Origin of the sequence: Streptomyces sp. NPDC014801 (assembly GCF_043082085.1) — a bacterium.
Taxonomy (GTDB): domain Bacteria; phylum Actinomycetota; class Actinomycetes; order Streptomycetales; family Streptomycetaceae; genus Streptomyces.
The window spans coordinates 152,063-174,964 of sequence record NZ_JBIBXG010000001.1 but is presented as its reverse complement, the minus strand read 5'-3'; the positions used below and the strand labels follow the sequence as shown (position 1 = coordinate 174,964).

The 22,902-nt window shown below is 73.9% G+C and carries 20 protein-coding genes, 2 tRNA genes and 1 pseudogene; 16 read left to right on the top strand and 7 right to left on the bottom strand.

The features are described from left to right. Positions 1-72: 72 nt before the first annotated feature. The gene (locus tag ACF1AL_RS00800; protein ID WP_391825242.1) at positions 73-1,536 is read left to right on the top strand and encodes a hypothetical protein; all 1,464 of its coding nucleotides are present in this window, start codon (positions 73-75) and stop codon (positions 1,534-1,536) included. Between the two features lie 260 nt (positions 1,537-1,796). Here ACF1AL_RS00800 and ACF1AL_RS00795 read toward each other — a convergent pair whose 3' ends face one another. Then, positions 1,797-2,393 (bottom strand): histidine phosphatase family protein, encoded by a 597-nt coding sequence (locus ACF1AL_RS00795; protein WP_366834342.1) that lies wholly within the window; start codon positions 2,391-2,393, stop codon positions 1,797-1,799. Positions 2,394-2,630: 237 nt separating this feature from the next. On the opposite strand from ACF1AL_RS00795, the gene ACF1AL_RS00790 reads away from it, so the two are divergent. From ACF1AL_RS00790 to ACF1AL_RS00760, 7 genes are all read left to right on the top strand, one after another. Then, a complete protein-coding gene (locus ACF1AL_RS00790) occupies positions 2,631-3,563 on the top strand; it encodes a phosphatase PAP2 family protein (protein ID WP_384203666.1) in 933 nt (310 codons plus the stop codon). Continuing rightward, positions 3,514-4,635 (top strand): hypothetical protein, encoded by a 1,122-nt coding sequence (locus tag ACF1AL_RS00785; RefSeq protein ID WP_366834696.1) that lies wholly within the window; start codon positions 3,514-3,516, stop codon positions 4,633-4,635. The genes ACF1AL_RS00790 and ACF1AL_RS00785 overlap by 50 nt, the downstream gene beginning before the upstream one ends. Continuing rightward, positions 4,626-6,215, top strand: a complete 1,590-nt coding sequence (locus ACF1AL_RS00780) for a hypothetical protein (RefSeq protein ID WP_391825241.1) — start codon at positions 4,626-4,628, stop codon at positions 6,213-6,215. Before ACF1AL_RS00785 ends, ACF1AL_RS00780 begins: the two co-directional genes overlap by 10 nt. Then, a complete protein-coding gene (locus ACF1AL_RS00775) occupies positions 6,212-7,555 on the top strand; it encodes an AAA domain-containing protein (protein WP_391694458.1) in 1,344 nt (447 codons plus the stop codon). Before ACF1AL_RS00780 ends, ACF1AL_RS00775 begins: the two co-directional genes overlap by 4 nt. 270 nt (positions 7,556-7,825) lie before the next feature. Next, a complete protein-coding gene (locus ACF1AL_RS00770) occupies positions 7,826-8,191 on the top strand; it encodes a hypothetical protein (protein WP_366834339.1) in 366 nt (121 codons plus the stop codon). A gap of 159 nt (positions 8,192-8,350) precedes the next feature. Continuing rightward, positions 8,351-8,929 (top strand): bifunctional DNA primase/polymerase, encoded by a 579-nt coding sequence (locus ACF1AL_RS00765; protein WP_366834338.1) that lies wholly within the window; start codon positions 8,351-8,353, stop codon positions 8,927-8,929. Continuing rightward, positions 8,920-8,993, top strand: a tRNA-Lys gene (locus ACF1AL_RS00760). Before ACF1AL_RS00765 ends, ACF1AL_RS00760 begins: the two co-directional genes overlap by 10 nt. 81 nt (positions 8,994-9,074) lie before the next feature. Here ACF1AL_RS00760 and ACF1AL_RS00755 read toward each other — a convergent pair. Continuing rightward, positions 9,075-10,394 carry a M6 family metalloprotease domain-containing protein gene (locus ACF1AL_RS00755; RefSeq protein WP_391694455.1) on the bottom strand — a complete coding sequence of 440 codons (1,320 nt, stop codon included), beginning with the start codon at positions 10,392-10,394 and terminating at the stop codon, positions 9,075-9,077. Positions 10,395-10,718: 324 nt separating this feature from the next. Here ACF1AL_RS00755 and ACF1AL_RS00750 point away from each other — a divergent pair, with 324 nt between their 5' ends. Further along, complete coding sequence (locus ACF1AL_RS00750; RefSeq protein ID WP_366834337.1) at positions 10,719-12,563, top strand: EAL domain-containing protein; 1,845 nt, start codon at positions 10,719-10,721, stop codon at positions 12,561-12,563. Here ACF1AL_RS00750 and ACF1AL_RS00745 read toward each other — a convergent pair. The 3 genes and pseudogenes from ACF1AL_RS00745 to ACF1AL_RS00735 all read right to left on the bottom strand — a co-directional run. Further along, entirely contained in the window at positions 12,536-13,645 is a 1,110-nt protein-coding gene (locus ACF1AL_RS00745; RefSeq protein WP_384203651.1) for an LLM class flavin-dependent oxidoreductase, read from the bottom strand. The genes ACF1AL_RS00750 and ACF1AL_RS00745 overlap by 28 nt on opposite strands. A gap of 699 nt (positions 13,646-14,344) precedes the next feature. Beyond that, complete coding sequence (locus ACF1AL_RS00740; protein WP_391694452.1) at positions 14,345-15,076, bottom strand: decarboxylase; 732 nt, start codon at positions 15,074-15,076, stop codon at positions 14,345-14,347. Beyond that, positions 15,073-15,228: pseudogene (locus tag ACF1AL_RS00735) on the bottom strand (decarboxylase); the annotation flags it as partial. The pseudogene ACF1AL_RS00735 and the gene ACF1AL_RS00740, both read right to left, overlap by 4 nt. A gap of 176 nt (positions 15,229-15,404) precedes the next feature. Between ACF1AL_RS00735 and ACF1AL_RS00730 the strand changes: the two are divergent. The 7 genes from ACF1AL_RS00730 to ACF1AL_RS00700 all read left to right on the top strand — a co-directional run bounded on the left by ACF1AL_RS00730 (position 15,405) and on the right by ACF1AL_RS00700 (position 20,906). After that, the gene (locus tag ACF1AL_RS00730; RefSeq protein ID WP_391694449.1) at positions 15,405-16,352 is read left to right on the top strand and encodes a D-2-hydroxyacid dehydrogenase; all 948 of its coding nucleotides are present in this window, start codon (positions 15,405-15,407) and stop codon (positions 16,350-16,352) included. Positions 16,353-16,568: 216 nt separating this feature from the next. Continuing rightward, on the top strand, positions 16,569-17,483 hold the full coding sequence (ehuB, locus tag ACF1AL_RS00725; protein ID WP_386416998.1) for an ectoine/hydroxyectoine ABC transporter substrate-binding protein EhuB: 915 nt from the start codon (positions 16,569-16,571) through the stop codon (positions 17,481-17,483). Beyond that, a complete protein-coding gene (gene ehuC, locus ACF1AL_RS00720) occupies positions 17,480-18,181 on the top strand; it encodes an ectoine/hydroxyectoine ABC transporter permease subunit EhuC (protein WP_391694446.1) in 702 nt (233 codons plus the stop codon). Before ehuB ends, ehuC begins: the two co-directional genes overlap by 4 nt. After that, on the top strand, positions 18,178-18,828 hold the full coding sequence (ehuD, locus tag ACF1AL_RS00715) for an ectoine/hydroxyectoine ABC transporter permease subunit EhuD (protein ID WP_366834331.1): 651 nt from the start codon (positions 18,178-18,180) through the stop codon (positions 18,826-18,828). Before ehuC ends, ehuD begins: the two co-directional genes overlap by 4 nt. Beyond that, entirely contained in the window at positions 18,818-19,600 is a 783-nt protein-coding gene (ehuA, locus tag ACF1AL_RS00710; protein ID WP_366834330.1) for an ectoine/hydroxyectoine ABC transporter ATP-binding protein EhuA, read from the top strand. Before ehuD ends, ehuA begins: the two co-directional genes overlap by 11 nt. A gap of 195 nt (positions 19,601-19,795) precedes the next feature. After that, a complete protein-coding gene (locus ACF1AL_RS00705; RefSeq protein WP_366834328.1) occupies positions 19,796-20,554 on the top strand; it encodes an IclR family transcriptional regulator C-terminal domain-containing protein in 759 nt (252 codons plus the stop codon). Positions 20,555-20,832: 278 nt separating this feature from the next. After that, positions 20,833-20,906, top strand: a tRNA-Lys gene (locus tag ACF1AL_RS00700). 59 nt (positions 20,907-20,965) lie between these two features. Here ACF1AL_RS00700 and ACF1AL_RS00695 read toward each other — a convergent pair. Next, positions 20,966-21,571, bottom strand: coding sequence for a lytic polysaccharide monooxygenase (locus ACF1AL_RS00695; protein WP_366834327.1), 606 nt, complete (start codon positions 21,569-21,571; stop codon positions 20,966-20,968). A gap of 188 nt (positions 21,572-21,759) precedes the next feature. Beyond that, the gene (locus tag ACF1AL_RS00690; RefSeq protein ID WP_391825240.1) at positions 21,760-22,875 is read right to left on the bottom strand and encodes an SPFH domain-containing protein; all 1,116 of its coding nucleotides are present in this window, start codon (positions 22,873-22,875) and stop codon (positions 21,760-21,762) included. Positions 22,876-22,902 lie beyond the last annotated feature (27 nt).

Below are 22,902 nucleotides of genomic sequence, written 5' to 3'. Positions count from 1 at the left end.
ATCACCCCGACATTCGAGGCACGTCACCCCGTGCCCGGCATGGTTCGACGGTTCGCACGAGAGGACCCGGCCATGGCGTCGTCAACGGTGAACGCTGCCCACGCGTCCCGGCCCGACCGGCCGGCGCGGCCCAACCTCGTCTTCCGGCAGCTGCGCGGAGCGCGCTCGCCGGCCGAGTTCGCCGCGCTGGTGCGCCGGGCCGCCCGGGAGATCGGTGAGCGGGTCAGCTGTGACGCGCGCTACATCGGCCGGGTCGAGGCGGGCGAGATCCGCTGCCCCAACTACGCCTACGAGCGGGTGTTCCTGCACATGTTCCCGGGCCGCACGCTCGTGGACCTGGGCTTCGCCCCCCGGTCGGCCGTACGCGGGCGTGCGGCCCGGCCGCCGGCCGCTGAATCGGGCGGGGGCGTCGAGCCGTATGACACGCAGGACCCGCAGGACCCGCAGGACCCGCAGGACCCGCAGGACCCGTACGACACGCACCACCACGACCACGAGGAGAGCGACGTGCTGCGTCGCGCATTCATGACCGGATCGGGCGCCACGGTGGCCGCCGCCTCCCTGGCCCCGCTCGGCCTCGCCCCGGCCGCCTCCGCGGCCGCGATCCCGCACGCGCGCCGGACCGTACGGCGGGCCGGGGCCGGCGAGGCCAGCGCCCTGGAGGAGGCCGTCCGCAGGATCCGGCTGCTGGACGACCGGCACGGCGCCGACGGCCTCTACCGGCGTGCGGCCGCCCCGCTGCGCGCCGCCTACGCGCTGCTGGACGCCGGGGCGACCCGGCAGGTGACCGCCGACCGGCTGCACGCGGGCGCGGGCGAACTGGCCATCTCCGTGGGATGGCTGGCGCACGACTCGGGGCGCTTCGAGGACGCCCGCTCGCACTACGCGGAGGCGCTGGCCACCGCGCGCGTGACCGGGGACGAGGCGCTGGAGGCGCACGCCTTCTGCAACATGGCCTTCCTCGCGCGCGACGCGGGGCGGCCGCGGGAGGCGGTGCGGGCGGCGCAGGCCGCGCAGCGTGCCGCCCGGCCGCTCGGCTCGCCCCGGCTGATGTCGCTGCTGGCGCTGCGGGAGGCCGGCGGGTGGGCGGGGCTCGCGGACCGGTTCGGCTGCGAGCAGGCACTCGGCCGGGCGCAGGCGCTGTTCGAGCGGGGACCGTCGGACGCCGACCCGGAGTGGATGAGCTTCTACGGCGAGGCCGAGCTCGCGGGGCTGGAGGCGCAGTGCTGGTCGGCGCTCGGGGACTGGGACCGGGCGGCGCGGCAGGCGCGGCGCGCGGCCCGGCTGCAGGATCCTCACTTCACCCGGAACACGGCGCTGTACACGGCGGAACTCGCCGACGACCTCGCGCGCGGGGGCCGTCCCGACGAGGCCGCGGCGGCGGGGCTGACGGTGCTGGGCCTGCTGGACCAGGTGCAGTCCTCCCGCATCCAGACCATGCTCGCGGGCACGGCGCGCGTGCTGCTGCCGCACCGGCGGGCGTCGGGAGTCGCCGAGTTCCTCGAACGCCACGCGTCCGCTCCGCGGATGGCGTGAGGGGTTCCAGTGCGCGGTTCCAGTGCGCGTTTCCGGTGCGCGTTTCCGGTGCGTGGTTCCAGTGCGCGGTTCCAGTGCGCGTTTCCGGTGCGCGTTTCCGGTGCGCGGTTCCCGTGCGCGGTTCCCGTGCGCGGTTCCGGTGCGTGGTTCCGGTTCGCGTGCGCCTGCGGGCGCGTCGTGGCCGGTCGCGCCCGCGCGGCGGAGCCGCACGGTGAGCACAGCCGCGCGCCCCGCAAGGCGCAGGCCCCGCTCGGCCCGCGTCAACCCGCCAGGTGGCCCACGTCGTTCCAGCTCTCCAGGGCCGGCTCGCCGTAGGCCCAGCCGAGGATCGACAGCGACGTCGGGTTGAGCCGGATCCGCGCGGCGAAGTCCAGCGGCAGCCCCAGCCAGCGCGCGGCGATCGACCGCAGGATGTGCCCGTGCGCGAAGACCAGCACGTCCCGCTCGGCCGAGCGCGCCCAGGCGACCACCTCGTCCGCCCGCGCGGTCACCTCGGCGAGGGTCTCGCCCCCGGGCACCCCGTCGCGCCAGATGAGCCAGCCGGGCCGCAGCGCCTGTATCTCGGCCGGCGTCAGGCCCTCGTAGGCGCCGTAGTCCCACTCCATGAGCGTGTCCCAGCGGGTCGCCCGCTCGCCGAAGCCGGCCAGGTCGCACGTCTCACGCGCGCGTGCCAGCGGGCTGGTGCGGACCTCGACGCCGGGCAGGCCGTCCAGCGGTGCCCGGTGCAGCCGCTCGCCGAGCAGCTTGGCGCCCCGCCGGCCCTCCTCCAGCAGGGGGACGTCCGTCCTGCCGGTGTGCCTGCCGGACAGCGACCACTCGGTCTGTCCGTGCCGTGCCAGCAGGATGCGCGGTGCCATGCGAGGGACCTTTCCGAGGAGAGCGGGAGATGTCCTCCATCATCGCGCACACCGGTCACGGGCAACCCGGCGGCCGGTCGCGGCGTCTTCCTGGGCCGGGGGCGGCCCGTACGGGACGCCGCCGACGCCGTAGAGTGACTCCCCCGCATCAGCCGGGTGATCCCGGCGAGAAGACCGTGAGAAGGCCACGACAAGGCCGGCGAAACAGCAGTGAGCAGAAGGGGGAGGGCGAATCGGATGCCGCAGACCGAGTCACCAGGCATCGAGGCGGCCCCGCGGACCCGGTTGCGCTGGTGGACCGAGCTGCCCCTGATCCTGCTGGTGTACGGCTGCTACTCGGCCGGCCGGCTGCTGGCGCGCGGGGACGTCTCGGACGCCGTCGACCACGGCCTGGCGATCCTGCGGATCGAGAAGTTCCTGCACATCAACGCCGAGCACCCGCTCAACCGGCTGTTCACCCGCAACCCCTGGCTCGGCATCCCGGCCGACTTCTGGTACGCCTCGCTGCACTACCTGATCACGCCCGCGCTGCTGGTGTGGATGTTCCGCGCCCACGCCGCGCACTACCGGGCGGCCCGCACCTGGCTGATGACGTCCACGTTCCTCGGCCTGATCGGCTTCACGCTGCTGCCGACGTGCCCGCCGCGCCTGCTGGCCGCCGGGCACGGCTTCGTCGACACGATGGCCCACTACAGCTCCTACGGCTGGTGGGGCGGCGAGGCCAGCGCGCCGCGCGGCATGGGCGGCATGACGAACCAGTACGCGGCCATGCCGAGCCTGCACGTCGGCTGGGCGCTGTGGTGCGGGGTCATGCTGTGGCGGTTCGGCGGCACCCGGGCCACCAGGATCGCCGCGGTGGTCTACCCGCTGGGGACGACGCTGGTCGTCATGGGCACCGCGAACCACTATCTGCTCGACGCCGTCGCCGGTGTCGCGGTGATGGGGATCGGCCTGCTGCTCGCGCCGGCCGTGATGCGGCTCGCGGACCGGGCGCGGGAGCGGTTCGCGCCCGGCACTTCCGGCGCTCCCGCCTCGATTGTCAGTGGCGGATGCGAGACTTCGGCGGGTGAGCGAATTCCACGGCAGCGCGCAACGCGGCCCGGAGCCGACGCCGAGCCGGGTGCCGCCCCCACGGACACCGGGGACGGCGCTCCGGCAGCGGCTCGCTGAGCTGCGCGGACCCGACGTACCCGCCCGGGCGCTGGACGCCCGCGCCCTCGCGGCGCTGGCCGCCAACCCGGGCTGCCGGCGACGCGCGATCCTCGACGGCGCCGGGGTGGACAAGGCGGCGCTGGCGAGCGCGCTGGGCGCGCCGTCGGCGTTCGGGCAGTCGCAGTTCGCCCTCACCCGCGGCAACGCCTTCGAGGCGAAGGTCAAGGCCGACGGCGGCGCGGAGCTGCTGCGGCTGGTGCGGGAGAAGCTCGACCCGGCCGCCGAGGAGCCCGAGCGGACCTATGTGCCCGATCTGACGGCCTCCGGCCCCGAGGGGCGTACGGCGCGTACGGCGCTGGCGCTCAGGGAGGCCGTCGAGGCGGGCGGCTGGACGCTGCTGGACCATCCGATGCTGGCGCTGGAGGTCGCCGGTTCGCCGGCGTTCCTGGAGCCGGACGCCGTCGTGGTGCACCCGGACGGCAGCTGGACGGTCGTGGAGATCAAGTCCTTCCCGATGCTCGACGGCTCCGCCGACCCGGCGAAGGTGGGCGCCGCCGCCCGCCAGGCCGCGGTGTACGTGCTCGCGCTGGAGGAGGTCGCGAGCCGGCTGCCCTCCCCGCCGCCGGTGCGCCACCGCGTGCTGCTGGTGTGCCCGAAGGACTTCTCCAACCTGCCCACCGCGGCCGCCGTCGACGTGCGCAAGCAGCGCGCGGTGACGGGGCGTCAGCTGGCGCGGCTGACCCGGATCGACGAGATCGCGGACGCGCTGCCCGAGGGGACGTGCTTCTCGCCCGCGCTGCCCGCCGAGGAGCTGGCCGAGGCCGTCGAGTCCGTCCCGGCGACCTACGCGCCGGAGTGCCTGGCCGCCTGCGAGCTGGCCTTCCACTGCCGCCGCCGGTCCCGGGAGGCGGACGCGGTGACCTCGCTGGGCCGGGCCGTGCGCGCCGAGCTGGGCGGGCTGACCACCGTCCCCGAGGTGCTGGCGGCGGCCCGCGGCGAGGCCGGGGACCCGGACGACCCGGCGGTGGCCGCGCTGCGGCGGGCCGCCCGGCTGCGCGCGGAGGCGCTCGAGGAGGCCGGATGTCGCTGATCGCCACCCTGGCCCGGCTCGAGGCAGTCAGCAGCGGCCGCGCCCAGCGCGCCGCCACCGTGCGCCACCGCCATCTCTCCGACCGCCCGCTCGTCCTGGTCCCGCTCACCACGGCCGGTGAGGCGGGCGCCCCGCTCGGCGCGCTGGTCGGCACCGACCGGGACGCGCCGCGCCTGCTGGTCGTACCGCAGCCCCGCGACCGCGATCTGCGCTTCGCGTTCCTCGCCGAGCTCGCCGACGTCGTGCTGCCGTACATCGAGTCCTACGCCGACGCGGTGGAGGCCGCCGAGCGCACCGAGACCGACCCGGAGACCGGCAAGCGGGTCAAGGTCGAGGTGGACCTGTGCGCCGACGCCCCGCAGCTGATCGTGCCGAGCCGGGCCGGCGTCGACTTCGTCCGCCTGCTCGGGCGGTCGATGCGGTTCCGGCGTACGGCGGAGCAGGAGCCGGAGACGCCGTATCCGGCGCCGCCGCGGGTGCCGCTGCTGGGACGCTGGTTCACGCACTACGCCGAGCGGGCGCGGGTGCCCGGCTCGTCGCTGCTGCAGGCCCTGACGGAGCTGCTCGCCCTGCACTGGGCGACCGGGCAGTCGGGGCTGGAGGACCAGCATCTGGGGGCGCTGCTGGCGTGGATCGACCCGCCGGAGGGCGTCTCGGGCGCCGAGGCCGCCCTCGAAGCGGAGCTGGCCCGGGACGAGCGCGGGCAGCTGCGGTGCCCGCCGGCCGGCCCGGCCACCGACCCGGCGTTCGACAACAAGCTGCTCGCCCCGGCCATCGAGCGCTACGACCGCACCCGCACCGCGCTGGCCGCCGCCGAGGACGGCCTGGAGGCCGACGAGCGGCTGGGCGCGCTCACCCGCGCCGAGCGGGAGATCCGGGACCTGGTCGAGCGGGTCACGCTGCCCACCTGGGAGAAGATGTGGCGGGGGCTGGACCTGTTGCGCGCGCTGCCGGAGGGGGCGCATGTCGAGGAGCGGTGGACCCGCGACCGCTGGTCGTTCACCGGGCACCGGGACCGGGTGCTGGCCGGTGAGCCGCCGCAGCCGCGCCGCGACGACGCGGTCACCGCGGCGAACAAGCTCGCGGCGCGCGAGCGGGAGCAGGCCCGGCTGGAGGCGCAGCAGGCGCTCGACGACCCGCTGGTGATGGCGGGGCGGCGGCTGGCCGGGGAGGCGTTCGCCGGCGAGGTGACGGACGTGACCATGGCGTACAGCGAGGGCAAGCGGCCGAGCCCGCGCCCGCTGGTGACCGTGCGCACGGACGACCGGCCGCATCTGGGCGAGCGGGCGAAGGTGTACCGGTCGCTGGGCGGGCGGCCGCAGACGGCGGAGTTCGTCCGGGCCGAGGAGGAGGGCCTGTTCGTGCTGCGGATCCTCGACAAGATGGGGCGCGGCAAGGAGCCCGAGGAGGGGTCGGTGCCCGAGAAGGGCGACCGGGTGTGCTTCACGCTGTTCGAGCACGAGCAGCGCGGCGGCGCGAAGCTGCCCGACCCGGAGGACACCCCGTGGACGCACGGCGGGCCGCCCGGCGAGCCGGCCGCCGAGGCCGCCGATCCCGTCACCGAGGAGGACGTGCTGTGAGCGTGACCGAGACGGCCCTCGACCCGGGGGCGGCCGCGACCCGCGCCACGGACGCGATCCTCGCCGACACGCTGCACGGACCCGCGCGCGGTGTCGTCGTCGACTCCCCGCCCGGCGCCGGCAAGTCCACGCTGGTGGTGCGGGCGGCGCTGGAGCTGGCCGGGGCCGGGCGCCCGCTGATGATCGTCGCGCAGACCAACGCGCAGGTGGACGACCTGGTGCTGCGGCTGGCCGAGAAGGACCCCGAGCTGCCCGTCGGCCGGCTGCACAGCAGCGACAGCGACGCCTACGACCGGGCCCTGGACGAGCTGCCGCAGGTGCGGACCTCCGCGAAGGCCGCCGATCTCGCCGGCCTGCCGGTGGTGCTGTCCACGGCGGCGAAGTGGGCGCATGTGAAGGTCGACGAGCCGTGGCGGCACGCGATCGTCGACGAGGCGTACCAGATGCGCTCCGACGGTCTGCTCGCCGTGGCGGGGCTGTTCGAGCGGGCGCTGTTCGTGGGCGACCCGGGCCAGCTGGACCCGTTCGCGATCGTGGGCAGCGAGCAGTGGGCGGGCCTGTCGTACGACCCGTCGGCATCGGCGGTGACGACGCTGCTCGCGCACAACCCGGACCTGCCGCAGCACCGCCTGCCGGTGTCCTGGCGGCTGCCGGCGTCCGCGGCGCCCCTGGTGTCGGACGCCTTCTACCCCTACACCCCCTTCCGCAGCGGCACCGGCCCGGACGACCGCCGGCTCACCTTCGCGGTGCCCTCCGACGGCTCCGGCCCGGACCGGGTGATCGACGAGGCCGCGGTGTCCGGCTGGGGGCTGCTGGAGCTGCCCGCCCGGCACACCCCGCGCACGGACCCGGAGGCGGTGCGGGCGGTGGCGGCGGTCGTACGGCGGCTGCTGGACCGCGGCGGTGCGGCGGTGTCGGAGCGTTCGCCCGACCCGTCCCCGCTGACCGCCGACCGGGTCGCCGTCGGCACCGCGCACCGCGATCAGGCGGCGGCGGTCCGGGCGGCCCTGGCCGAGCTGGGCGTGGCGGACGTCACCGTGGACACGGCGAACCGGCTCCAGGGCCGGGAGTACGACGTGACGGTGGTCCTGCACCCGCTGTCCGGCCGCCCCGACGCCACGGCCTTCCACCTGGAGACCGGCCGCCTGTGTGTGCTGGCCTCCCGCCACCGGCACGCGTGCATCGTGGTGTGCCGCGCGGGCGTGGACGCCCTCCTCGACGACTACCCGTCGACGGAACCGGTCCAGCTGGGCACCCTCGTGAAGTTCCCGGACGGCTGGGAAGCGAACCACGCGGTCCTGGCGCACCTGCGCGAACACCGCGTGACGTGGCGGCCGTGACGCCGGTGACGTCGGCGGGTGCGCGGGTCTGTGGGCGGGCGCGCGGGTGCGTGGGCGGGCGTGCGCGCCGGTCCGTGCGCGGCGGGAACATCGTGGGGCTCGGGTGGCTTGATATCTCGGGGGTCCGAGGGGTCTGCCGTCTCGCCGTGGCCCCTGTCCCCTGTGTTCCGCGCGCCGAGGCCCCCTTGCGGGCGCGCGGGAGAATGGAGGGTGGCCCATCCGAAGGCGGCGCCCTCCGTGACGTACGCCCCCGTAGGAGAAGGAGAAGACATGGCGGAGCCCACGCCGCGTCGCAACGAACCGCGGCTACGCCCCGCGCCCCTGCTCTTCGAGCCGATGGCGGCGGCCGCCGACCCGGAGCACTTCTTCGACCTGGAGTCGATCGACGACCCACGCAGGCTGCTGGACCGGGCGACGGAACTGACGCACGCCTTCCGGGCCGCCGCCGACCGGGCCGTGGAGTTCCAGGCGATCGCCGCGGCCCAGCTCGCCGACCCGCGCCGGTTCGACCGGCTGACGGCGGCGGACATCGCCGAGCGCGCCGAGTGGACCGAGGACTACGCGAAGAAGATGGTCGAGTTCGGCCGCGACCTGCTGCGCGGCGGCGACGGGACGAGCCCCTCCGACCCCGTCTGAAGCGACCCCTGCCCCCCTCGCGGTGAACGCCTCCGTCCGCCGTCCGGGCATATGCCAGGTGACCGCGAAGCGGGCAAGATACCCCCTGCCCCCTCCCCGTGTCCCGATTTCCCGCAACCCAGTGCAAGCGCGTCCTCACGCCCGGTAGATGTAGAAGGCATGAGCAGTACGTGCCTTGTCACCCACGACGGCGCCCACTGGCTGGCCTCGGCGGGAACCTATCCGCGCAGCACGCTCGCCCTCTGGGAGGAACGGCCGGACGCCCCGGTGGTCCTCCCGTGCGGCACCGCCTTCGACGTCGTCGGCGCCCCCGCTCTCTTCGGGCGCCGCATGCTGGACCGGCTGTGGGACGAGGGTCCGGGCTCCGGCCCGGTGGCCGTCTTCCGCGGCCGGATGCTGCTCTTCGCCGCCCCGGGCACCGCCCAGCGGCTGCCCTCGCTGCTGGAGTGGGAGGAGTGGGGCGCGGACGGCGGCCGCAGCGGCCGTACGGACGGCATTCCGCCCCTGATCTGCCACGGAGCCGGCGACGCGGTGACCGTGCCGCCGGTGTCCTCGGCCACGGCGGGCACCTCCGCGACCCGCTGGCTGGTCGCCCCGGACACCCGCCACCCCTGGCTGCCGGGCCCCGAGGTGATGCTGTGGGCGGCGGTGCGGGCGGCCCGGGAGGCGGTGCGGATATCGATTTCACCTCCCGCCGACCAGGATGCTAAGGTCTACGACGTCAGCAGGCGCCGCTAGCTCAGTTGGTTAGAGCAGCTGACTCTTAATCAGCGGGTCCGGGGTTCGAGTCCCTGGCGGCGCACGTTGACGATGGCGAGTGATGTTCGCGGAGAACGCGAACGGCACTCGCCATCGTTGTTTTTGCGCGGCTGCGCCGCGCACGTCAGCCGGTCGTCGCCCCGGGGGTGATCACGACCGTCCACGCGCCGGAGGCCGTGCGGTCCTCGACCTCCACCCGTACGCCGTCGCCGGGCACCGTGAAGCTCTCGCCGAGGGAGACCGGGGCGTCGGCGAGGGCCGGGTAGACGGAGTCCTCCCAGCACGCCTCCGTGCGCGGATGGGCGTCGATCACCTGGACGGGCCCCTGCCCGGACTCGGCGCCGCTGTGCACCCGGTACACGAGCACCCCGGCCCGGCAGGCCAGGCTGTCGTTGCCGACGGGCTCGCGCGCCTCGAAGGCGAGCGCGCTGTCGGGGCCGGTGCGCACCACGGCGAGTTTCAGGCCGTCGCCGAGCCCGAAGGCCGGCGCGCCCGCGGCGCCCGGGACGGGCACGCCGGGACCGGCGGCGAGCGGCTCCAGGGTGAGCCGGGTGGGGCGCCGCACGCACATCACCTGGCGCGGTTCGAGCCAGCCCAGCTTCCACTTGTGCCAGCCGAAGAGGTCCGGGGCGAGGCCGAACTGGCTGCCCATCATGTCCCAGTCGCCGACGTAGGTGTCCCAGTCGCCCTTGCCGTCGGCCGGGCGGTGGTAGAGGTCGGGCAGGTCGAAGACGTGCCCGGTCTCGTGGGCGAGCACCAGCCGGTCCGGCGGATGGCGTTCGAAGACCGTCACCACGCGGCGGATGTCCGTGCCGTCGGCCCGCAGCGGGGTGTCCAGGTTGACGACCTTGGTGGCGTCGGAGTCGACGCCGGGCGCGTCCGGGTCGGCGACGAAGTAGACGACGTCGTAGCGGGAGAAGTCGACCTGGGGGTCCGCGGCCGCGAGGGCGTCGCGCAGGTAGAGGGCGCGCAGGGCGGGGCTCCAGTCGCGCTGTATCCGGTACGTCGTGGACGGGCGGGGCATGCGGATCCAGTGCTTCAGCGGGTGCGCGGTGAGCGTGAACCGGCCGTAGGAGGCGCGCCGGTAGTAGTCGCTGGTGGCGGGGAAGTGGTCGGCGGCCAGTTCGGCGGGGGTGGTCAGCGGGGTGGCGTCGGGGAAGGACAGGAACACCATCACCGCGTTCAGGGCGCGGGTGGGCCGCGCGTAGGCCGCGTTCCAGGTGTCGACGCCCTCGGAGTGGTGGGCGTCGGTGCGCTGCAGGGCGCACGGCTCGGTGGAGAAGGGCTCGGCGACGGAGGGCGCGCTGAGCAGGGAGGTCGCGGCGAGCGCGGACATCGTGGTGAACACGGCGGCGGTGCTGCGCAGTCGGGGCGGTTCCAGCGCCCGGCCCAGGCCCCTGCGGGTTCTGCGGCCCAGTCCTCTCAGGGTGAGCTGACGCGACAAGGGGACCTCCGGGTGCGGTTCACGGGACGCCGCACTCAGCCTTGTCTGATTGGTTGTCGTATGTCCTGTTCATCTGACCCGGACGAGTGAGACGCGCCCGGGACGACACCCCCGAAGCGCTCACGGAACGTCACATTCGGTCGGGGGTCCTCTCACCCCGCCCACCTGCGAACAGAAACGATCCGCCACCCGGTCCGCCACCCCGCGCGGACCCCCGGCGGACCGCCCGCACGGACGCAATGGCTGGAACGGCCCGGGGCCAGCCTCTATGATCGGCACACTTTCCTGCGCGGACCACGAGCGAGTGCACTGCGGGAGCGAGCGGTGAACGGAACGTCCGAAGGGTCGACACCCGCGGCAGACGCCGCCGGGTCCGTCGTCACAGAGAGTGACCGAACCGCCCCTGCCCGTGCCGACCCGCCCTACCGCTCCGCCTTCACGGCCGCCCCGCTCGCCATGGCCGTCGTGGACCGCGACGGCCTGGTCGTCGACGCCAACGACACCCTCGGCGCGCTGCTCGGCGGCGAACGGGCCACCCTGACCGGGCAGGCCGCCTCCGATCTGCTCGACCTCGCCTCCGACGCCCGCACCTGGCACGCCTACCGCGAGGTGCTCGACGGCCGCCGTGCCCGGCTGCGCTGCACCCGCCGGCTCAAGCACCCCGACGGCCACTCGCTGTGGGCGCAGGTCACCGTCAGCCCGCTGCCCCCGGGAGAGGAGGGCGTGCTGCTGTCGGTCGCCGACATCAGCCTGCGCCGCGAACTCCAGGCGAAACTGCGGCACTTGCAGATGCACGACCCGGTGACCCGGCTGCCCAACCGCACCCTGTTCTTCGAACGGCTCTCCACGGCGCTGGAGTCGGCCGCGCTGGAGACCGAGACGTACGAGACGGGCGGCACCGGCCGGATCGGGCTGTGCTACCTGGACCTGGACGGCTTCAAGGCCGTCAACGACACCCTCGGCCACCGCGTCGGCGACCGGCTGCTGGCCGCCGTGGCCGAGCGGCTCACCCGCTGCGCCGACGCGGCCGGCTACGGCAGGACCAGCGCGCCGCTGGTGGCGCGGCTCGGCGGCGACGAGTTCGCGCTGCTCGTGGAGGACTCCACCGGCACCGAACAGCTCGCCGACCTCGCCGAGTCGGTGCTGAAGGCCCTGCAGGAACCCTTCGACCTCGCGGGCCAGCGGCTGTCGGTGTCGGCGTCGATCGGCGTGGTCGAACGCCAGGCGGCGGGCACCACGGCCACCGGGCTGATGCAGGCCGCCGACACGACGCTGTACTGGGCGAAGGCCGACGGCAAGGACCGCTGGACGCTGTTCGACCCCGAGCGCAACGCCCACTTGATGACTCGTCAGGCGCTCGCGTCGACGCTGCGGCCCGCCATCGAGCGCGGGGAGTTCGTGCTCGACTACCAGCCGCTGGTGGGCATGGCGGACGGCCGGCTGCACGGCGTGGAGGCGCTGATCCGCTGGAACCATCCGCAGTTCGGGCTGCTGCCGCCGAATCGGTTCATCGGACTGGCCGAGGAGGACGGCTCGATCGTGCCGCTCGGCCGCTGGATCCTGGCGACGGCCTGCCGCCAGGCCCGGCGCTGGCAGCTGGAGAACCCGGACGAGCCGCCGCTGTTCGTCAGCGTCAATGTGGCGGTCCGGCAGGTGTGGGACTCCGACCTGGTGGCGGACGTGGCGCAGACCCTGAACGAGACGGGCCTCGCCCCGCACCTGCTCCAGCTGGAGCTCACCGAGTCGGCCGTGATGGGCTCGGCGGGCCGCCCGCTGCAGGCGCTGAAGGCCCTCAGCGACATGGGCGTGCGCATCGCCATCGACGACTTCGGCACCGGCTACTCCAACCTCGCCTACCTCTCCCGGCTGCCGGTGAAGGTGCTGAAGCTGGACGGCTCCTTCGTCCGCGGCTTCCGCTACGACGATCCCGCCGCCCACCCGAGCCCCGCCGACGAGGTCATCGTCGAGGCGATGATCCAGCTCGCGCACCGGCTCGGGCTCACGGTGACCGCCGAGTGCGTGGAGACGTCCGCGCAGGCCGACCGGCTGCGGCTGATCGGCTGCGACACCGGGCAGGGGTGGCTGTACTCCCGCCCGGTGCCGCCGGATCGTATCTCCGCGCTGCGGGGAGCGCCGGAGGCTCAGGCCGACGTGGTCGGGAAGCCGTAGGCGTCCGCGATCAGCGCGTAGGAGCGCAGGCGTACGTCGCCGCTGTGCGCGTTGGCGGTGATCATCAGCTCGTCGGCGCCGGTGCGCTTGCGCAGGTCGTCCAGGCCGGTGCGCACCGCGTCGGGCGTGCCGTGGACGACGTTGCCGATCCAGGAGGCGACGAAGTCCTCCTCCGCCGTGCTGAACTCGTGCGCCTCGGCCTCCTCGGGCGTCGGCACCAGGCCGGGGCGGCCCGTGCGCAGCCGCAGCATGTTCAGCGCGGCGGCCCGCACCTGCCGGCGGGCCTCCTTCTCGTCCTCGGTGGCCAGCGCGGAGACGCCGATCAGGGCGTACGGCTCGTCGAGGACGTCCGAGGGGCGGAAGGACTCCCGGTACAGGTCCAGGGCCGGGAGCGTGTTGTGCGCGGAGAAGTGGTGCGCGAAGGCGAACGGCAGGCCGAGCATGCCGGCGAGCTGCGCGCTGAAGCCGGAGGAGCCGAGCAGCCAGATCGGCGGCCGGTGCGGCGACTGCACACCGCCGGGCGAGGTGGCCTGCACGGGGCCCGGCACGGCGTGGATCCTGCGGTAGGGGTGCCCGTCGGGGAAGTCGTCGTCGAGGAACCGGGTCAGCTCGGCGAGCTGCTGCGGGAAGTCGTCGGCGCCCTCGCCCAGGCGTTCGGTGCGGCGCAGGGCCGCGGCGGTCGCCCCGTCCGTGCCGGGCGCGCGGCCGAGCCCCAGGTCGATCCGACCCGGCGCCAGCGCCTCCAGCGTGCCGAACTGCTCCGCGATCACCAGCGGGGCGTGGTTGGGCAGCATGACGCCGCCCGAGCCGAGGCGGATGCGGGTGGTGTGGGCGGCGAGGTGGGCGAGGATCACGGCGGGTGAGGAGGAGGCGACGCCGGGCATGGAGTGGTGCTCGGCGACCCAGTACCGGTGGAAGCCGCGCTCCTCGGCGAGGCGGGCCATCTCCACGCTGGTGCGCAGCGCGTCGGACGCGGTGCGGCCGGCGCCGACGGTGACCAGGTCCAGCACGGACAGCGGAACGGGGGCGGTGCCTTGGGCGGTGCCCCTGATCTCGTCACCGGCTGAGTCGACTGTGGTCACGGGGCCTCCAGGGGGCGCAGTACGGGTTCGCTACCGCGGGCCTTAACGGGAGGCAGTCCCCGGTTATTCCCCGGGGCTCGGCCCCTGACCCCGGCCGCGTTCGCCCGACGGGCGGGCAGGACGTGCCGCCGCGGGGCTCCGCCTCGGACCCCGGGGGGTGTTTTCCCACCCACCCACCCGATCGGTAGGGACGAAGGCCCCGCCACGGGGCTCCGCCCCGGACCCCGGAGGGTGTTCTCCCACCCACCCACCCGATCGGTAGGGACGAAGGCCCCGCCACGGGGCTCCGCCCCGGACCCCGGAGGGTGTTTTCCCACCCACCCACCCGATCGGTAGGGACGAAGGCGCCCTCGCGGGGCTCCGCCCCGGACCCCAGTGGTGTTCGCCCGCGGGGCGGGAAGAAGGTCCCGCCCCGCGGGGCTCCGCCGCGGACCCACGGCGGCCTTCGTCGGCGGTGCGGGGTACGGGGCCCTTGCGCGGGGTGTCCCCGTAGTAGGGGACCTCTGCGGCACGGGTGCGCTGCCCGAGGTGCGGGGCCTTCTGCCCAAGTGAGTCGGGTGGGTGGGTGGGAAACGCCCCGGGGTCCAGGGGCGGAGCCCCTGGCGGGGGCCGGGGCGGAGCCCCGGGGCGGGACTTGCGCGACGGAGCGGTGAAACCACCCAGGGCCGTCCCTGAACGTGCACGCCGGCGGAGCCCCTGTCAGGCTTGGACTATCGGTTCGCGGAGGAACAGCGTGCCCAGGGACGGGGCGTTCACCCGGCGGTCGGCCAGGCGCAGGCCCTCCCAGACGGTGACCTGGTTCGCCGTGAGGACAGGCTTGCGCAGTTCCTTCTCCAGCAACGGCACGTGCGCCGCCGTATGGAGTGCCGTGTCCGGGAGGAGGACGGCGTCCGCGTCGGGGTGGTCGGCCGCGCGGGCCAGCGCCAGCACCTCCGCCTCCCCCCACGTCCCGGCCTCCGTCGCCGTGACGGTCCCCGAGGCGCGCACCCCGGTGACGTCCAGGCCGCCCGCCCGCAGGAAGTCCGCGAAGAGGTCCGCCACGTCGGCGGGGTACGTCGCGCCGACGGCGACCCGCCGCGCCCCGACCTCCCGCGCCGCGTGCACGAAGGCGAACGACGTGGAGGAGGCCGGCAGCCCGGCCGCCCGGGCCAGCGCCCGCACCTGCTCGTGGGCGCCCTCCCAGCCGTAGACGAAGCTGCCGCTGGTGCTCGCCCACACCACCGACTCCGCGCCGGACAGCCGCAGCTGCTCCACGCCCGCCGTGAGCCGCTCCGCCGCGCCCATCCTGCGCAGCGCGTCCACCCGGTGCGTGTCCTCGTCGATGTCCGTGTGGACCAGGTCCACCCGGATGTCACTGCCCAGGAGCTGCTCGATGCGCGGGTAGTCGTCCTCGGCCGAGTGACCCGGGTAGAGGAATCCGAGTGCGGTCATGTTCGCCCTTCCTGCTGTTCCTGCGGTTCGTCCGGCAGTACGGGGGGCCACGCGCGTGCCGAGAGATCGGTCGGCGCCTGGTACGGCCCTACCGCGCGGGTACCCAGCCGACGCGGCGCGGCCCACATCGTCACTTGGTTGGCCGAGATCACCGCGCTGTCGGGGCCGCCCAGGAACGTGGCCTCCGGTCAGGGGCACCACCTCACGGTGGGAGACGGCAGGGCAACGCATCGTAGGCGCGGCCCTGTTGACGACGGCGGGTTCCGGTGCGAGCGTGGTCCGTCCGCGCATGTCAGACGCCAGATCGCCGACCCCGGAACGGTCGTCCATGACCCTGCCCACCCTGCTCGTCCTCGACGCCGACCCCCCGCCCCGGCTGGGCCGCCTCACCGGGCAGGCGCGGATCGTGCACACCGACGCCGGCCGTCTCGCCGAGCGGCTGCCCGAGGCCGATGTGCTGCTGGTGTGGGACTTCGCCTCCACGGCCGTCCGGGACGCCTGGCCGGGCGAGGGACCGCGGCCGCGCTGGGTGCACACCGCGAGCGCGGGCGTGGACCATCTGATGTGCCCGCAGCTGGCGGAGTCGGACACCGTGGTGACCAACGCGCGCGGGGTCTTCGACCAGCCGATCGCCGAGTACGTCGCCGCCCTCGTGCTGGCGATGGCGAAGGATCTGCCGGGCACGCTTCGGCTGCAGCGGGAGCGGCAGTGGCGGCACCGGGAGTCGCGGCGGGTGGCCGGCACGCGCGCGTGCGTGGTCGGCTCCGGGCCGATCGGGCGGGCGATCGCCCGGCTGCTGAAGGCGCTCGGCGTCACCACCGCGCTCGTGGGCCGCGCCCCGCGCACCGGCGTGTACGGCCCCGACGATCTGGACCGTCTGCTGTCGCGCGCCGACTGGGTGATCTGCGCGGCGCCGCTCACCGAGCAGACACGGGGCATGTTCGACGAGCGGCGGTTCGGCGTGATGCAGCCGTCGGCCTGTTTCGTGAACGTGGGCCGCGGGCCGCTGGTGGACGAGGAGGCCCTGGCGCGGGCGCTGGCGAGGCGGTGGATCGCGGGGGCGGCGCTGGACGTGTTCGCGCAGGAGCCGCTGCCGGCGGACAGCCCTCTGTGGGGGGTGCGGGACCTGATCGTCTCGCCCCACATGAGCGGCGACACGGTCGGCTGGCGCGACGAACTCGGCGCCCAGTTCCTGGACTTGTTCGAGCGCTGGGCCGCGGGCCGGCCCCTGATCAACGTGGTCGACAAGCGGCGCGGATACGTACCCGGGCACTGACACCGCAACGCAGGCGGACCCCGGCGAAGGAGAAACTGCGGAGATATCGGGGAATTCGGGGTGACGTCGGGTTTTCCGGGGTTGGTCCGGTCGCGGCATGTCCCCATAAGCCCTGTAACGCAGCACATTTGACGCTTGACCAGGGACACTTCCCGTAGCGATCCGCCAGGAAAACCATGGCGCATGCATCGCTTCGTCTTGGGTAGCAGCGCCGCCATGGCTCCACCACTCGGTCACGCAAGACATGGTGCACACAGAACCGGACCCGCTCGCCGGTCGCTGCTCGCGGGGGTGGCGGCGGTCGGCGCGCTGGGGGCCGCCGGCTGCTCGCGCGTCGCCACCGCCTCCACCAAGCAGGGCGGTGACCTGCTGCGACGGCTGCGCGCACAGGGCGTCGTACGGCTCGGGATCGCCGGTGAGATTCCCTTCGGATACATCGACAAAAACGGTGAACTCACCGGTGAGGCACCGGAACTGGCCAAGGTGATCTTCCGCCGGCTCGGGGTGGAGAAGGTACAGCCCGTGCCCACCGAGTTCGGCTCCCTCATACCCGGGCTGAATTCCCAGCAGTTCGATGTCGTGGCCGCCGGAATGTATGTCAACCCCGAGCGCTGCGCCCAGGTGATCTTCGCGGATCCCGACTATCAGATGCTCGATTCCTTCATCGTCCGCAAGGGAAATCCGAAGGGCCTTCACACGTATCGCGACATCGTCGAGAAGAAGGCGAAGTTCGCGACCGGCACGGGGTACGCGGAGATCCAGTACGCCGTCGAGGCGGGCTACCGGGAGAGCGACATCCTCATCGTCCCGGACCAGGTGGCGGGGCTGAACGCGGTCGAGGCGGGCCGCGTGGACGTGTTCGCGGGGACGGCGCTGACCACCCGCGAGGTGGTGAAGAAGTCGGCCAAGGCGGAGGCGACGAAGCCGTTCGCGCCGCTGGTGAAGGGCAAGCCGCACGTCGACGGGGGCGCGTTCGCGTTCCGGCCGACCGAGACGGGACTGCGGGACGCGTTCAACGCGGAGCTGCACAAGCTGAAGAAGAGCGGCGAACTGCTGCGGATCCTGCGGCCGTTCGGCTTCACGCGGGCCGAGATGACCGATCTGACCGCGAAGGAGCTGTGCGGCGGATGACCCCGGGACTGTGGGAACTCGTACTGAACGGCGTGTGGGTCACGCTCCAGCTGCTGGTGCTCAGCGCCCTGCTGGGCGCGGTGGTGGCGTTCGCCGTGGGCATCGCGCGCACCCACCGGCTGTGGATCGTCCGCTTCCTGGCGGGCTGCTACACGGAGGTGTTCCGCGGCACCTCGGCGCTGGTGATGATCTTCTGGGTGTTCTTCGTGCTGCCGCTCGCCTTCGGCTGGCAACTGGTGCCGCTGTGGGCGGGCACGCTCGCGCTCGGGCTGACCTACGGCGCGTACGGCGCGGAGATCGTGCGCGGGGCGCTGAACTCCGTCGATCCGGCGCAGCGTGAGGGCGGGGTGGCGCTCGGGTTCACGCCGGCGCAGCGGATGCGCAAGATCCTGCTGCCGCAGGCGGTGCCGGAGATGATCCCGCCGTTCAGCAACCTGCTGGTCGAGCTGCTCAAGGGCACGGCGCTGGTGTCGGTGATGGGCATGGGCGACCTGGCCTTCAGCGGCAACCTGGTCCGCCTCGCGCTGCAGGAGAGCGCGGAGATCTACACGTATGTGCTGCTGATCTACTTCGTGATCGCGTTCGCGCTCACGCGGGCGATGCGTGCCCTGGAGAAGCGGCTGAAGGCGGGAGTCGGCAGGGCCCCGCAGCCGAAGGCGGACCCGGTGCCGGTGTCCGAGGGAGTGGGTGTCGCGTGACCTGGGACTGGAGTGCCGTCAGCGGCTTCATGCCGCATTTCCGGGACGGGCTGCTGGTGACCGCGCAGGCGCTGGTGCTCGGCTCGCTGATCTCCTTCGCGCTGGGCCTGGTGTGGGCGCTGCTGATGCGCACGCCTACCCGGTGGGTGCGCTGGCCGGTGGGCGTGGTCACGGAGTTCGTGCGCGACACGCCGCTGCTGGTGCAGCTGTTCTTCCTCTTCTACGTGCTGCCGGAGTGGGGCGTGACGATGTCCGCGCTCACCACGGGCGTGGTCGCGATCGGGCTGCACTACTCGACGTACACCATGCAGGTCTACCGGGCCGGCATCGAGGCGGTGCCCGCCGGGCAGTGGGAGGCGGCGACCGCGCTGAGCCTGCCGCCGGTGCGCACCTGGACGGCGGTGATCCTGCCGCAGGCCGTGCGCCGGGTGGTGCCCGCACTCGGCAACTACGTGATCTCCATGCTCAAGGACACGCCGATGCTGATGGTGATCACCGTGCTGGAGATGCTCGGGCAGGCGCGGCTGTACTCCCAGCAGCACTTCCAGTTCACCGAGCCGCTGACGGTCATCGGTGTCGCCTTCATCGTGATCTCCTCCCTCGCCTCCCTTCTCCTTCGCACCCTGGAGCGACGCCTTGTCCGTTGACACCAGCAAGCAGCCGGCCACCACGCCCGCCCCTCTGGCGCCGCTGGTGCGCCTGGAGCGGGTCACCAAGCGGTTCGGGGACCACACCGTCCTGGACGACCTGAACTTCTCCGTGGACGCCGGCAAGCACGTGACCCTGATCGGGCCGTCCGGCTCCGGCAAGACGACCATCCTCCGACTGCTGATGACGCTCACCAAGCCCGACACCGGCACGATCACGGTCGACGGCGAGCAGCTGTTCCCGGCGAGCGAGCGGCAGTGCCGGGAGGTGCGCAAGAAGATCGGCATGGTCTTCCAGCAGTTCAACCTGTTCCCGAACATGAGCGTGCTGCGCAACATCACCGAGGCGCCGGTCACCGTGCTGGGGCTCGCGAAGGACGAGGCGGAGCAGCGGGCGCGGGAGCTGCTGGACCTGGTGGGGCTCGCCGACAAGTGCGACGCGCGGCCCACGCAGCTGTCCGGCGGGCAGCAGCAGCGGGTGGCGATCGCGCGGGCGCTGGCGATGCGGCCGAAGGTGCTGCTGCTGGACGAGGTGACCTCCGCGCTGGACCCGGAGCTGGTGGCCGGGGTGCTGGACGTGCTGCGGGACATCGCGCGCTCGACCGACATCACGATGCTGTGCGTGACCCACGAGATGAACTTCGCGCGGGACATCTCCGACCAGGTGCTGATGTTCGACGCGGGCCGCGTGGTGGAGGCGGGGCCGCCGGAGCAGATCTTCAACGACCCTCGGCAGGAGCGCACCCGCGAGTTCCTGAGCGCGGTGCTCTGATCGCGGCGCGTGCCCGGGCCATCACTCCAGGTCTGCGCCACGGGTGATGACCCGGACATATGCCAGGTGCCCGGTGCCCCTGACAGCGGGGGCGGAATCTCGCCAACACCCCCTCCACGCAGGGCTCTTGCCCGTTATCGTGGAGGGGATCCGGGCCCCGGATCACGGCCTGAAAGCGACCGCAGGGGAGACACCGTGGCGCTGATGAACGAGCCGACCGCGCCGTACAGCGCGGCCCAGGACGCCCTGCGCGTGCTGGAGACCGTGGCGCGGCACACCGCCGGCGTCACCGACGCCCAGCTCGCCCGCCGCACGGGCGTCCCCGCCGAGCGGCTGACCCCGCTGCTGCGGATGCTGCGCCGCGAGGGATACGTCGAGCAGATCGCCGGCGGCGCCTATGTCACCGGTGACGCGCTCGCCCGGCTGGGCTCGGCCGAGGGGCGGGAGGAGGCGCTGCGGGCGCACCTCCAGCGCACCCTGGACCGGCTGCGGGACTCGGTGCGGGCCGCGGTCTACATCAGCCGGTACGTCGACGGCGAGGTGCGGATCACCCAGTACGCCGCCGGGCCGGGCGCTCCCCCGGTCAACGAGTGGGTCGACTTCCGCGAGTCGGCGCACGCCCACGCCGTCGGCAAGAGCCTGCTCACCCAGCTCGACCACAACGGCCGCCGCGACCACCTCTCCCGGCACAAGATGGCCCGCCTCACCTCGCGCACGATCACCAGCGACAAACTGCTGCTCTCCCGGCTGGAGGCGCAGCCGCCGACGGTGCCGGTGCTGGATCTGCAGGAGTACGCGGTGGGCACGGTGTGCGCGGCCGTGCCGATCACGGCCGGCTCCTCGGTGGGGTGCCTCGCCCTGTCGATGCCGGTGGAGCACGCGCACCGCCTGCGCAGGGCCGCGGACGCGCTGAACCGCAGCGCCGCGCCGGTCCTGCTGTCGCTGGCGATCTAGGTCCCGCCGTCCGCCCGGGAGCCCGGACCGAGCGAGCCCGTGCCGCCGACTCGGTGGGCCCGCACGGCCGACTCGGGGGGGGTCCGTGCCGCCGACTCGGGCGGGTCCGTGCCGCCGACTCGGGCGGACCCGTGCCGCCGACTCGGGCGGACCCCTGCCCGTCCCGGAGCGGGCCCGGGCGGGTGGTCACGAGCACCCCTGAAGACCAGGTAGTATTTTCTTCGTCGCCGCCCGCGGGGCCAGGAAAACGCCTGGTGAAACGGGTCGGCGGGAGTCATGCGCCGCTAGCTCAGTTGGTTAGAGCAGCTGACTCTTAATCAGCGGGTCCGGGGTTCGAGTCCCTGGCGGCGCACAGAAGAAGGGCCCCTCGCTCCGGCGGGGGGCCCTTCGGCGTACCGGTCGCGGCACGTCTCAGAACGTGACGTCCGAGCAGGCGTAGAACGCGTTGCCGGTGTCCGCGATCGTCCATACGGCGAGGATCACGTGGTGGCCGCTGAGGCCGGTCGGCAGCGTGCCGCTGTGGGACAGGGTCGACGGCGGGCGCTGGCCGCCGTAGGGGACGGTCAGGAACGGGGTGAGGTTCAGGTCGGAGCGGGTCAGGTTGTGGTCCTGGTTCCAGCCCTGCCTGGTGACGTAGTACTTGAAGTCGGTGGTGGCGTGCATCGCCGTGAACTGCCACCGGAAGGTGTAGCTCTGGCCGCCGGTCACCTTCGTGGCCGGCCAGGCGCCGCCCGACGGGGTGCGCGGGCGGTCCAGCTGGGCGAAGCGGGTGTTGCCGCCCGAGCAGAGCTGTCCGTCGGCCGGTCCGGCGGCGGGGAAGCCCTTCGGGCCCTCGACGCTCTGCGGCTCCCACTGGATGTCGCCGCAGTTGCTGACGGTGCCGAGCTGGCAGAGCTTCTGCCGGCTGACGGGCAGGTCGGTGTAGCCGTGGCTGCTGGCGCCGCCGGAGGAGAGCGCGAGGGCTCCGGTCGTGGCCAGCCCCACCACGGCGGCGTACAGCTTGGTCCTGGTGCGCATGCTGCCGCTCCTGGGTGTGGGGAGTTCAGTGAGCCGTGCAGGTAGGTCTAGACCAAGTCCGAGGTTATTGCTGATCGTTGAACATGTCCATACCAATCGCAGGCCTCGCCGCCCCGGCGTTCTCACCCGGCTCGCCGGCTCTCGCCCCGTCCCGTCGGCCTTCACCCGCCGGCCCCCGCCCCGCCCCGTCAGCTCTCGCCGCGGCCCGCGCAGAACGCCACCGTGAGGTCCTTCACCAGCGCCTTGCGCTCGTAGTCGTCCAGCGCCACCAGGCCCCGCACGGTCAGCCGGGTCACCGTGTCCTCCACCGAGTCGACCACCGAGCTGAGCACGGTCGCCCGGTGCCGCGCGTCCAGCACCGCGAGCTGCCGGCGCTGCATCACGGCGGCGACCTCCGGGGCGTACTCCACCCGCACCGGCCGCACCGAGAACACCTCCAGGCCCACCGGGGCGACGTCCGCCGCGACCAGCCGGGTCAGCGTGTCGCCGGTCGCCTCCCCGGCCGCCCGCCCGGTGCCGGGCAGGTCCACCGGGACCCGGGCCAGCGCCGCCTCGACGCACTCGCGCAGATACGTCTCGTGGTCGTCCACGCCGAGCGCGGCCCGCGCGGTGTCCCGCACCCGCCACACCACCAGCGCGACCACCCGCAGCGCCACGCCGTTGCCGTCGGCGGCCGGCATCGGCTCGCTGCGCCAGTGCCGCAGCCGTACGTCCACGCGGCGGCGCAGCAGCAGCGGGTTGACCCACAGCAGGCCGGTGCGCCGGACCGTGCCCCGGTAGCGGCCGAACAGGCCGAGCACCCAGGCCCCGCCGGTGCGCCCGCGCGCCAGCCCGCCGAAGCCGAACAGGGCGAGCGCGCCGGCTCCCGCGTACGCCCCCCACTGCGCCGGTCCGAGCCCGGCGCCCGGCGTCAGGGGCAGATGCGCCGCGCGCGCGGCGAGCGTGGGCAGCAGCCCCGCCCACCAGGTGGTGGCCGCGCACCCGGCCACCCCGCACACCCCGGCCAGCACACCGGCCGCGCCGGGCAGCACCCGGGCCCGCCGCTCGGTCAGCTCGGGGTCGGCCCGCGGCACCGCCGGGCGCGGCGCGGCCTGGACCGGGCGGCGCACGCGCGGCTGTTCGCCGGTGCCCTGCCGGCGCGCGACGACGGTGGGCCGCACCGGCACCGGCTCGGGGTCCGGGTCGTCGCGGAAGAGCAGATGGACGGGGATCTCGGTGGTGGCCTCGTTCTGGATCAGCCGGGCCGGGCGGGACGCGGTGGCGTCCGCGCTCCCCTCCGACTCGGGTGTCGTGGCCGTACTCATGCGTGCCTCCAACCGCTGCGGGTGGGT